This window comes from Nostoc sp. DedVER02, from assembly GCF_034530675.2.
Taxonomy (GTDB): Bacteria; Cyanobacteriota; Cyanobacteriia; order Cyanobacteriales; family Nostocaceae; genus Nostoc.
Map to the genome: position 1 here is coordinate 16,920 of NZ_JAVRCP020000003.1, position 12,018 is coordinate 28,937.

Genomic DNA, 12,018 nt, shown 5'->3' on the forward strand with positions numbered 1-12,018 from the left:
CCTTGGGTTTAGGTGGATTTTGTTACTTTCCAGAGAAACTGGTCGATCTGTTGTAACTTTGAGTTGTAAACTTTTTCAATTCCACTTTTTAAGGAATCAGATGGCTCAACCAAAAACAAAAAGATGTCACTAAAGCCATTTGCGATTTTTGGTAACTGATTTTTTCCTATAATTTGATATTGCACTTTTGGATCGAGCAAATAACTAAGTACTTGTACTGGTGGCAGTATGTTAGCAGTGGTACTTATTAATAGCGGTTTATTACCTTGACTAACAACGTTAGCAATTTTCGGAAATTCTTCGTATTTTTCGGGTAATTTGTTCCACCACATCTGGGCTTGAGAGTTGAGCGAACAAGATACAATTCCGCTCGTAATCAACAAAAACGTTACAAGCGACCAGAGCTTATTTTTCCAAGCTTTAGTATTAATGGATACCATCTTAGTCGTCAATAGGTAAGCGATCGCTAACTGTATACCTAAAACTGAAGAAAGTGTATATCGACTAGTAGCATATCGTTTTTGAAAGATGAAATCTGCTATCAGTAGAGGAATCCCTACCGCCCCAATCAAGGTTAAGACAAATAACCAAACTTTTTTAGGGGTTCTTCGACAAAGAAAATAAATTGAGTAAATAATTAAACTTAAAATAATTAGAATAAAAGGAATTAAGGCGATCTTAACTATTCCTGGAGCGTTAGGACTAATACCTAAATCAAGAAATGGACGACTAAAAAGCCCTGCCCACCTCATACCTGACTCTAATAATGTTTGTTTATCGTTTGCCCAACTTACTGCTTCTGGCTGAGGGTTGGTAATAATGACCCAAATCCAAGGTACAAAACTCATCACCCCAGCAAGCGATGAAATCAAGTAATAAATTGATGTTTTACTCAATCGAAAGCGTTCCATTGCCATTAGATAGATTCCTTGTCCAAAGGCAACTAAGGCAAAAAATAGATGAGTATAAAGCCCTAGTGATATTGTTACTGCATAAATACCCCAACTAACCTTTGTTTTCAGGCGCATAGCTCGCAACAGTGCTACGCTCGACATTAAGACGGTTACTATCCATAAACTGTATGCTCTGACTTCTTGTGCATACACGAGATGAATGGGTGAAACGGCTATCAACGCGATCGCCATCCACCCTACTAGTGAAGACTCAAATAATTCTACACATAGCAAATAAAGAAGAGGAAAAGTAAACAGACTAATAAATGCCGAAAAACTTCTCGCTACTGCTATAGAATCGCCAAACAACTCTACCCAAAACCTGGCTACTATAATATATAACGGCAAAATCTGTGAGTCTTCTAAAATAATTCCTTTAAGTGTGTCACCTGCGTTTTTCTCTGCATTAGGATACTGGTATTTATGCAAATCTTCTATAGTAAATACACGCCCATCACTTAACTGGTCATTCATTTCTGCCTGCAAATAGCCAGATATGCGTAATGAAGAGAAAGCTTCATCGCCCCAATAAACTTTTTTGTCAAGATTGGCAAGGCGAAAAAAGACACCTATTACTAATAGGATGATAATTACAAAACGTAACCAAGACTTAGAAATATTCCAGTTCTGTAACGATTGCTTTTCCATACATTCCATACAGGTTAGAAAATTATTAGGAACACGAACAAAACAATATCAGCAAAAGTTAAAAAACTTTTTATGGCAGCTTATCTAAATATTTAGATTAGGTAAATCAGTCACGAGCTAGCAAGTAAGTATTTATTACTCTATCTCAAATTAACACCTAATTAGAATCACATTTTCTGTAAAATATACTTAGATTGAAGGTATCATATATCCAAAAGATTAATATCAAAAAGTTTGTAGTTTTACGGGAGTAGAATACCATACTAAATGTAATTTTTCACCTGAAATGATACAGTATAGATTAAGCCAAATGTGAAATAATTGTGTTAAAAACAAAAAGATTTGATAAATTTTATGCAAAGATACCATAAATACGGTTTTGGGTAGAATTGTAAACAAAGGTACATTAAGGCTTGTTTAAACCCAACCTTGCAACAGTGGAAGATTCTAGATTTGGTTTATTGAAAGCGGCGGGAAACTCTATCCTGCAAATGGCGTGGAGTTTTTTATTGAGTAGCCCAAGCGATCGCACATACCAAATAGTGTGTCTTTTTTAGATCCTCGCTTCCTGCTATGGATGTAGATTATTTTGTAACCTTCTCTACAGATTGCCATCTTGCAGTAATATAGAACTCCTATTTGATTTTTGAAAATCGGTACACCTTAATCTTCTAGAATCCTTTTGCCTCTAGTTAGAAATCAAAAATCTGTATCTAAAATGGGCTTGTAGCATATAAAACGCTCTTAAGATTTTTATGACTTCCCGTATTCGCTTTTTGATGTGTCCTCCTGACCACTACGATGTAGACTATGTGATTAATCCCTGGATGGAAGGGAACATTCATAAATCATCGCGCGATCGCGCCGTGGAACAGTGGCAGGGATTACACCAGATTCTTAAACAACACGCCATTGTAGATTTAGTAACACCCCAAAAAGGTTGGCCAGATTTAGTTTTTACCGCCAACGCTGGTTTAGTACTGGGGGATAATGTTGTCCTCAGCCGCTTTTTACACAAAGAACGTCAGGGAGAAGAACCTTACTTCAAACAATGGTTTGAGGAAAATGGTTATACAGTCAATGAACTTCCCAAAGATTTGCCCTTTGAGGGCGCAGGAGACGCACTGCTAGATCGGGAAGGACGCTGGTTATGGGCGGGATACGGTTTCCGTTCGGAATTAGATTCTCACCCTTATCTAGCTAAATGGCTGGATATTGAGGTTCTCTCTTTACGACTCATAGACGAACGTTTTTATCACCTGGATACCTGTTTTTGTCCCTTAACAAATGGCTATTTGCTGTACTATCCAGGCGCTTTTGATTCTTACTCCAACCGCTTAATTGAAATGCGAGTCGCACCAGAAAAGCGAATCGCAATTGCTGAAGCCGATGCAGTCAACTTCGCTTGTAATACGGTGAATGTGGATAACATCGTCATTATGAACAAGGCGAGTGATGTTTTGAAAACCCGACTTGCAGATGTAGGTTTCCAAGTGCTGGAAACACCTCTGACGGAATTTCTCAAAGCTGGTGGCGCGGCTAAATGTTTAACTTTGCGGGTAACGGAACCAGTTAGGGATGAACTTCATGCCAATGTTTCGGTAGAAAGCCGCATCATTCGTATGGAAGGACATTTACTTGATGCTGGCTTAATTAACCGCGCCTTGGATTTAATTATAGATGCTGGGGGCAGCTTCCAAGTCCTGAATTTCAACTTGGGAGAACAACGGCAAAGTACCTCTGCTGCTGAGGTGAAGGTATCAGCACCATCTCATGAAGTGATGGAAGAAATCATCTCTCTATTGATTGATTTGGGTGCAGTAGATTTACCCCATGATGAGCGAGACGCGATCTTGGAACCTGTGATCCAAGATGGTGTAGCGCCGGATGATTTCTACGTCAGTACAATTTATCCTACCGAAGTCCGAATTAAGGGACAATGGATTAAGGTAGAAAATCAGCGCATGGATGGCGCGATCGCCATTACTCAAACTCCCACTGGTGTAGTAGCTAGGTGTAAAATACTCCGCGATTTAAAAGTTGGCGAACAGGTAATTGTGGATGTATTAGGTATCCGTACCATTCGCAAAACAGAATCGCGCGAACTCCGCAACACCCAAGAATTCAGCTTCATGTCGGCGGGCGTTTCTAGCGAACGGCGTGTGGAATTGGTCGTTGAACAAGTAGCTTGGGAATTACGTAAAATCCGAGATGCTGGTGGTAAAGTAGTTGTCACGGCTGGCCCTGTGGTGATTCACACTGGTGGCGGCGAACACTTGGCGCAACTGATTCGGGAAGGATATGTACAGGCGTTGCTGGGTGGAAATGCGATCGCAGTTCACGACATCGAGCAAAATATCATGGGCACTTCCTTGGGTGTAGACATGAAGCGGGGTATCGCCGTTCGTGGTGGACATCGCCATCACCTCAAGGTAATTAATAGTATTCGGAGATATGGCAGCATTCCGAAAGCTGTGGAAGCAGGGGCAATTAAGAGTGGCGTAATGTATGAGTGCGTCAATAATAATGTACCTTTTGTGCTTGCGGGATCGATTCGGGATGACGGGCCTTTACCTGATACCCAAATGGACTTGATTCAGGCACAGGAGGAATATGCTAAACACTTGGAAGGTGCAGAGATGATTTTGATGTTGTCATCGATGCTGCACTCCATTGGTGTAGGGAATATGACTCCGGCGGGTGTGAAAATGGTATGTGTGGATATTAATCCAGCTGTGGTGACTAAATTAAGCGATCGCGGTTCTGTAGAATCGGTGGGTGTGGTGACAGATGTGGGATTATTCTTGAGTCTGTTGATTCAGCAGTTGGATACGTTGACAAGTCCTTATGTGAATAAGGTAGGTTAAGAAGACGAACCGCGAAGACGCGAAGGGCGCGAAGAAAGGAAGATGACAAGAGTAGCTTTCGGTGAATTGCAGGTTAATTGGGTAAGTTTGATTGCTGATTTCTTGTTGGTAGGGATGGTTTTTGGCCCGCCTATCGCTCCCTTTTTGGCTGTGTCTGGAGTGTCTTTGCTTCCTGGAATTGCGGACATCATTTATTTCATGGGTAATCATGTATGTCCGCAACCAACTATGGGGGTAGATTTAGCACCACCGTATATTATGGCTGTGTGTATGCGCTGCTACGGCACTGTCACGGGTTTGCTGATTACTCGTCTGCTGTATGGGGTAACTGGTGGTAAAGGATTTTACTGGTTGAGTCAGTATGGCTGGAGTGGTGTGGCTTTAGCTAGTGTGCTGATGATGGCTTATCCATTGGAATTAGCAGCACAAGTTTTTGGTTTGTGGAGTTTTAATAACTATCTGGTTACGCCTTTCGGGTTAATTACAGGTTTAGCGTGGGGATTGTTTACTATGCCAATTTTGCATGGGTGGCAAGGCGCTAAAACTAGCTTGACTTAATTGTAGATTTTATCGCACAACTTTATAGAGTGGATTAATTTTTGTAAGTTGAAACAATCGCATTGTAATACCAATTTGAAAAAAGAATGCGATAAATAGACCATTTGTAGAGACGCGATTCATCGCGTCTTTACCCAAGGATTCAGAACAACCACAATTGAGGGCGCAAACGGCGTGTTGTATCTTGGGTACACATATCAACATACTGTTGTAAGGTACATCTTTAATGTCCCCATTGCAACCCTAAATCTATCAGTAAGGTGAAGTTTTTAGATAAAACAAGGTTAAAGAGAGGGTAAGCTCATTTTTGCAGGTCGATGCAACTTAGTTGCAAGCCGATGCAATAAAGGTGCAGGCCGATGCATCTAAGTTCTGAGTCGATGCACCTTAGTTGCTCTTCAATGCAACTAAGATGCAAGTCGATGCAATCAAGTTGTCGGTCGATGCAATAAAGATGCTCTTCAATGCAACTAAGGTACAAGTCGATGCAACTTTCAATGTAGGGGGAGTGGGCAAACATTTGCCCACCTCAAAGACTTAAACAGAAATAAAGTTGCTCTGTGTCAGCGTCGTAGTATTAATACCAGTCAGCGTCGCCAAAATTTCATTCGTAGAAGTGACTAAGATATTGTTACCTGAAAAACTTAATTGCCCAAAGCTTAAACCACCATACAATCCAATCAAATCATTACCCTTAGTGAAATCAGTAATGGTGTCAGTACCATCACCAGCAGTAAAAGCAAATGTATCGTTACCGTTGTTACCAGTGAGAATATCGCTGCCAGCACCACCATAGAGTAAATCGTTGCCATTACCACCTGTGAGGCGATCGCTACCACCGCCACCATACAGGGTATCATCGTCATTACCACCGTTGAGGGTATCGTTACCCGCGCCGCCATCCATGAGTCCATCGCCATATAAGATGTCGTTGCCATTACCACCGTCGAGGCTATCATTACCCGCGCCGCCGTAGATGGTATCGTTGCCATTGCCACCGTTGATGATAGCCGTTGCCGCCATCGAGGTCTGAGAGGTTGAATGATGAATTAGGCATGATTTTCTCCTGTTTTAGTTGTTTTTAGTGATTGAAAACCTTGAGCAATTAGCCGAGGGTAATTAGGCGGCGAATTTCATCACTTTTGAAACCAATTGCCATTGGTCGCCGTACCCCTGGCAAGGCCACCACGTCATACAATTCAGTGACTACGCCCTCTATCCTCAAGCTATGGACGATATTCCCTATGGTTAAATTAATCACCAGCAATCCACAACGGGGTACGGCATTTTTAACCCGCAAGTTCTCATCCAAAGCCAAACCCGAAAATGTCTTGTTATGCCTGGGTAGAGATAGCCCGACAATGGCAAACTCCCCAGCAAAGGTTAAGCCACGTAGGGAACCCGGACAGAAAGCGACTGGCTCAAATGCTCCCCTTTCCAGGTCAACATAGCCGAATTCTCCGGTTCCCGAATTGAGTAACCACAGCTTGTCTCTGTACCATCGCGGTAAATGGGGCATCGATAGCCCAGTGACAATTATTTGATTGCTGGTTATATCGATGACGCAACCGCCGTTGGCTCGGTGGTCGCGCCACCCATCGGCCACATCACTCGTGCTGGTGACACTGACGTAGCGCGGCTGTCCGTCTCGCATTGCCAAACCGTTGAGGTGACATCTGTCTTCTGCTGCTAGTTTGGAAATAAATGGCGGTTGCCATAGCGGGACGAAACTATGGCTATTGCTGACTGTGGCTAGACAGCTAAACAGTGTGTTGACAAACACGATTTGTTCTCCCGAACAAGCCACATCATGCACGTCCAAGTCTCCGGTGACATACCCGACTTGCGGGACGTACAATACGTCATAGCCATTGTGATTTTTACCAGGCTCTAGGGCATTTTCAAACCGCCACAGTTGATAGAGCGAACTCATGTACAGGCTGTTGCCTTCTGCCCATAATCCCATGCACCGCTCAAAGGTGCGCTCGAAAACTGACAGTTTCCCCGACTGTTGCAAGCCGATGAAAAACAGCTTGCCAGCTTGATAGGTGCTGATAGCCAGACTGAGATTCTGTTCAAGTAGCCAGCTAGTAAACTGGCGAGAACCACTGATATTCTAACTCTGGGCGATTGGTTGCTTCTGGCGCTGTTCGAGCTAGGCTGTCATCAGTTGGCTCTTGTTGATTGCTGGAAACGCTAAAGGTCATTATGTCTTTGTCGGTGGTGCTGTTAGGGCGATCGCATTGTGCCATGAGCTTGTAACAAAGGTGCAAGCCGATGCAACGAAGTTGCTCTTTGATGCAATCGACTTCTTGGCATTTGTCGGGAAAAGGGTAAGGAGGAAGGGGAAAAGGTTCTGTATTGTCCCCTTCCCCTTTAACCAAAACCTTTTCCCCCTCTTGCAAAAAGCACAAATGCCAAGAGGTCTAAGGTGCAAGCCAATACATCAAATGTTGTTATAGCTATTACCTTCGCCGTTTTTTGTTAAGTTTGCTGTGGTGAAGTGGATTATATAGGGATGTCTTACGACAAGCCGAAGCAGCGCGTCTACGCCTCAACGACCGCATAGAACAAAGATCCTAGTTTTGACTAGGATCTTTGTTTTATATAATTGATACTTATAGTTGTTGGCAGTGTTAAACTTTTGCTGCGGCAAAATCGATGATGTAGCGATCGCCTTTTACGCTTAACCTAGCGGTTGGTAATCAACTACTACGGTTTTAGTACATTATCAGCAAACTGCCCTTTCACATTTCCTGCGGGAGAATACTGGCAAACTACATAGAAGCCATCGTACTTAGTACCCTCAATTGTTGCAGGGCCAGGTGCAGCACCACAGCCTACTTTGGTACTGCCTTTCCAGACTACCTGAGTAAAATGCCCGGTTGAGCCAGAAAATACAGGGTTGTTGTAGTCATAGTCTTTAATTTCACTGTACCAGTCGTCAACTGCTGCGCTACCTAAGTTTGCTGAGTCTCCACCCCAGTATATGTTCTCTCCTGTATTGTTTAGATTGGTGCTGTGTTCTAAGTCACCTTTAGCTGCTATGGTTTGTGCCCAAGCTTGTGCGCTCTGGTTGAGAGTATCATCAATGGTCACGTTAGGACTCTTATGCTTGGTTCGATAAGTGTTGTGTGCAGATACAGCATCGGTACGCAACTTGGCTAAGTCAATAGATGTCTGTCCTAAAACAAGGTGATTACTGATTGCTACTCCAGTGAGTCCAATAGCTAAAGTTGTAGCTGTTGTTAGGGTTAGAGCCGAAAAGAATTTATTCATGGTTTTGTGCTTGTTAATGTCTGTTAACTTAACTTTTCCAAGTCAATGCAACTAAAGTGCAACTTGGGAGAAAAGGCGGAAGATTGATCGCCTCATCAGTTGAGTTAGGCAATTGCCTAAATTTTGCTGTAGCGAAATGGATTATATAGCGATCGCTCCAACGACCGCATCGGACAAAGATCCAAGTTTTGACTAGGATCTTTGTCCTATATAATTAATACTTATGCCCTTATGCCGTTTTCGGTAAGTGATGATTAGCACTAGTATTTAAAGATTGAGCTAAGTGAATTTGTGCAATTTCAATGCCACAAAGGTGCAAGGCAATGCAATCAAATTGCTCTTGAAGACAACAAAGGTGCAAGCCAATGCAACAAAGGCGCAGGTCGATGTAACAAAGGTGCAAGCCAATGCAACAAAGGTGCAGGTCGATGTAACAAAGGTGCAAGCCAATGCAACAAAGGTGCAGTTAGGTGAGCAAGCATTTGCCCACCCAACAAAGTTAAACTTTCACAAAAAATCTGATGTAGATGTAGGTTGGGTTGAGGGATAAAACCCAACATCTCAAAGCACTATTTAGGTTGGATTCTCGCACGGTAAGCACAACCTGACTTTTCACTGGATCTGGAAAACCTCTCTCTAAATCTCTCTCCTTGTAGGAGAGAGACTTTGAATCTTCCCCCAACGCTAGTAGGGAAGGGGGTTAGGGGGTTAGGTTTTTCGTTGGCTTTTCCACATGACGTGAAAAGTCAGAAGCACAACCTACGCATCTAAAAGACGTTGGATAAAATAGCGATGATTAAAGCGTTACGAAATTAGCGGCAGTCAGCGTCGTCGTATTAATACCAGTCAGCGTCGCCAAAATTTCATTAGTAGAAGTCACTTTGATATTGTTACCAGAGAAACTCAGTTGTCCAAAGCTTAAACCACCATACAATCCAATCAGATCGCTACCCTTAACAAAATCAGTAATGGTGTCAGTACCTTGTCCACCAGCAAAGGCAAAGATATCGTTACCATTGCCACCTGTAAGGGTGTCACTGCCAGCACCACCATAAAGCAGATCGTTGCCATTACCACCTGTGAGGCGATCGCTACCACCGCCACCATACAGGGTATCATCGCCATTACCACCGTTGAGGGTATCGTTACCCGTACCGCCATCCATCAGTCCATCGCCATATAAGATGTCGTTGCCATTACCACCGTCGAGGCTATCATTACCCGCGCCCCCGTAGATGGTATCGTTGCCATTACCACCGTAGATGATGTCGTTACCAATAGTGCCAATTATGTTATCCGGTTGATTCGTGCCATTATTGTTAATACCGACAGCCACTGTCACTGTACCAGTATCAGTGAGGCTACCATCGCTAAGGGTGTAGTTAAAGCTGGCATTACCAAAGAACAGAAGATTTGGTGTAAAGGAAACAAAATCATCTGCACTGTTGTTGGCTGTGCCGTTATTATTCAGGACGGCAGTACCGTTGGTCGCACCGCTGACACCAGTGATGCTAAGGGAGGTGCTATCAACATCGCTATCATTGGCTAGTAGGGTGGCAACTGAAATGTTGACGGTAGTACCAAAGAATGTGGTAGCAGTATCATCAACAGCAACAGGGGCATCGTTAACAGGGGTGACAGAGAAAGCCTGAGTTTGTCCGGTTAAAGTCGCTGTGCCATCAGTGACATCGTAGGTAAGGTTAACAGTACCATTAAAGTTGGCATTTGGGGTGAAGGTATAAGTGCCATTGTTGTTATTTACCAATGCCCCGTTAGTGGCAGTCAAGTTGGTAACTGAGAGGGTATCACCAGCATCGACATCACTGAAACCTGCTAATAAGTCAGATGTATTAATGGCGATGGCAGTATCTTCTGGTGTGTTGCTTAATGTAGCTGTAGGCGAACCTGTGGGCGCATCGTTGACACCGTTGATGGTGAGGTTGACTGTAGCTGTGCTAGTGCCGCTACCATCGCTAATAGTATAAGTAAAGCTGTCGCTGGCAGTCGCACCCGCAGCTAAAGATTCAAATTGACCGTTGGGGTTGTAGTTATAACTACCGTCACTATTGAGAGTTAATAATGCACCAGAAGCTAAAGAAATTTGATTACCCACATTAGCAGTATTGCCGTTGACTGCACTAACAGTGAAGACACTTGTATCTAGGTCACTATCATTAGCTAGTACAGTGCCACTGAAGGCGGTGTCTTCATTGGTAGTGGCACTGTCATCAACGGCAACTGGAACAAAGTTAAATTGAAAGCTATCATATCCAATACCGGCAGGATCTGTTACGTTGTTAATACTAATGCGGGTAATGTTTGTGAATGATGATAAATCTACAAGATCTGGAGCAAAACCATTACCATCAGTGATGAGATTGACTGTAATGGGTGACGAACTTGTAGTGGTATAAACATCAATTTTGGCAGCAGTACCAACAGTATTATCTCCTACTACAAAAAACGATAAATCATTAACTGGTTGAGCAAAATCAACATTAAGATTTAGGTTTCCATTAATTTGGCCGGTTGAATTGGCTGTACCGATTACGTTTGGTTGAGAAGGCCCTAAGGGATAAAAAAGTGTTGTGACCGAATTCCCTGGATCGGATGAAAAGGTTACTCCTGAAAACTGATTAGTTAAAACTGTACCAGGAGCTAAATTGTCAAAATTGATCAGTGTTGTCATGGCTATTACCTTCGTCGTTTGTTGTTAAGTTTGCTGTGGTGAAGTGGACTATAGAGCGGTGTCTGACGACAAGCGGAAGCAGCGCGTCTACGCCTCAATCGCTCAGTGCATCGCTTCGCTCAACTCTCGATCTCTCAGTTAGTTGAGCGTACCCCTTTGGGGAAGCAAGCTACGCGTAGCGTCTCGAAGAGAAGTCGAAACCAACGGCGGCGGTATATTTATTCCTGTAAATCGCCTTAAAAATTAATTAGGTTTGATTTGTTGCCCTGAGAAGTTGAATGTTCCTACAGGCGGGACATTATTTAACAACGGATTAGCATTGAGGTTGAAAAGGCGCAATGTGATAGTCCCTTGTATTGTCTGCGTTTGGGGATTAAAGCTGGCTTGGTAGTCGGCGCGGCCAATGCTACCGGCTCCTACACTTCCAGGAAAAGCAAAGGTGATAGACCTAGCACTTACTCCAGTTTTGCCATCACACTTCCAAGCACCTTGTCCACTAGTAAAGGGATTGAAAACGTTAGTAACGCCACCTTGATTGGAGTCAGTGACAAAAAAGTTACCATCTCGGTCGAGTGTAATAACCCCACGAGAGCCAATGCTGCCATCTGCGTTGAAGATTGTTGTTAGATAAGCACCAGTGACGTTAAGACGACAAGGTGCTGTATTTGCGGGTACGGAGAAGTCTTGACCCCTGACAATACTAGGACTAACAAGTAAGGTACTTGCCAAAACTGAACTAAACAATAAAGTATTGCCAAACCAGATTTTATTCATTGTCGAGTGAGGTAATTGCCTAAATTTCGTTGTAGCGGAATAGATTATAGAGCGATCGCCTCAACGACCGCATCGAACAAAGATCCAAGTTTTGACTAGGATCTTTGTCCTATATAAGTGTTACTTATGCTTATTTGTAGTGTTAAAATTTTGCTGACGGGTGATAAGTGATAGAGAGCTTTGCACTCTTAGGGGTAAAGGTTAAAGGGTAAAGGGTAAAGGGAAAATAACAAACCTTCCCCCTTTTCCC

10 protein-coding genes are annotated in these 12,018 nt (G+C 43.1%); 3 read left to right on the plus strand and 7 right to left on the minus strand.

Annotated elements, in window-relative coordinates:
- Nucleotides 1-8: 8 nt before the first annotated feature.
- Nucleotides 9-1,601 (minus strand): glycosyltransferase family 39 protein, encoded by a 1,593-nt coding sequence (locus RMZ41_RS05850; protein ID WP_322643237.1) that lies wholly within the window; start codon nt 1,599-1,601, stop codon nt 9-11.
- A gap of 755 nt (nt 1,602-2,356) precedes the next feature.
- Between RMZ41_RS05850 and RMZ41_RS05855 the strand changes: the two genes are divergently transcribed.
- The gene (locus tag RMZ41_RS05855; protein WP_322643238.1) at nt 2,357-4,468 is read left to right on the plus strand and encodes a TIGR00300 family protein; all 2,112 of its coding nucleotides are present in this window, start codon (nt 2,357-2,359) and stop codon (nt 4,466-4,468) included.
- A 42-nt stretch (nt 4,469-4,510) separates the two neighbouring features.
- Nucleotides 4,511-5,026 (plus strand): DUF2085 domain-containing protein, encoded by a 516-nt coding sequence (locus RMZ41_RS05860; protein WP_322643239.1) that lies wholly within the window; start codon nt 4,511-4,513, stop codon nt 5,024-5,026.
- 537 nt (nt 5,027-5,563) lie between these two features.
- On the opposite strand, the gene RMZ41_RS05865 is transcribed toward RMZ41_RS05860, so the two are convergent.
- From RMZ41_RS05865 to RMZ41_RS05880, 4 genes are all read right to left on the minus strand, one after another.
- The gene (locus RMZ41_RS05865; RefSeq protein WP_322643240.1) at nt 5,564-6,049 is read right to left on the minus strand and encodes a calcium-binding protein; all 486 of its coding nucleotides are present in this window, start codon (nt 6,047-6,049) and stop codon (nt 5,564-5,566) included.
- Between the two features lie 82 nt (nt 6,050-6,131).
- Nucleotides 6,132-7,139, minus strand: coding sequence for a TIGR03032 family protein (locus RMZ41_RS05870; protein ID WP_322643308.1), 1,008 nt, complete (start codon nt 7,137-7,139; stop codon nt 6,132-6,134).
- Nucleotides 7,114-7,410 (minus strand): hypothetical protein, encoded by a 297-nt coding sequence (locus RMZ41_RS05875; RefSeq protein ID WP_322643241.1) that lies wholly within the window; start codon nt 7,408-7,410, stop codon nt 7,114-7,116. Before RMZ41_RS05875 ends, RMZ41_RS05870 begins: the two co-directional genes overlap by 26 nt.
- Nucleotides 7,411-7,738: 328 nt before the next feature.
- On the minus strand, nt 7,739-8,305 hold the full coding sequence (locus tag RMZ41_RS05880) for a CAP family protein (RefSeq protein ID WP_322643242.1): 567 nt from the start codon (nt 8,303-8,305) through the stop codon (nt 7,739-7,741).
- A gap of 283 nt (nt 8,306-8,588) precedes the next feature.
- Here RMZ41_RS05880 and RMZ41_RS05885 point away from each other — a divergent pair, with 283 nt between their 5' ends.
- Nucleotides 8,589-8,855 (plus strand): hypothetical protein, encoded by a 267-nt coding sequence (locus RMZ41_RS05885; protein WP_322734367.1) that lies wholly within the window; start codon nt 8,589-8,591, stop codon nt 8,853-8,855.
- 246 nt (nt 8,856-9,101) lie between these two features.
- Here RMZ41_RS05885 and RMZ41_RS05890 read toward each other — a convergent pair whose 3' ends face one another.
- Nucleotides 9,102-10,994 carry a cadherin-like domain-containing protein gene (locus tag RMZ41_RS05890; RefSeq protein WP_322643244.1) on the minus strand — a complete coding sequence of 631 codons (1,893 nt, stop codon included), beginning with the start codon at nt 10,992-10,994 and terminating at the stop codon, nt 9,102-9,104.
- Between the two features lie 243 nt (nt 10,995-11,237).
- Nucleotides 11,238-11,768, minus strand: a complete 531-nt coding sequence (locus RMZ41_RS05895) for a hypothetical protein (RefSeq protein ID WP_322643245.1) — start codon at nt 11,766-11,768, stop codon at nt 11,238-11,240.
- Nucleotides 11,769-12,018: the final 250 nt, after the last annotated feature.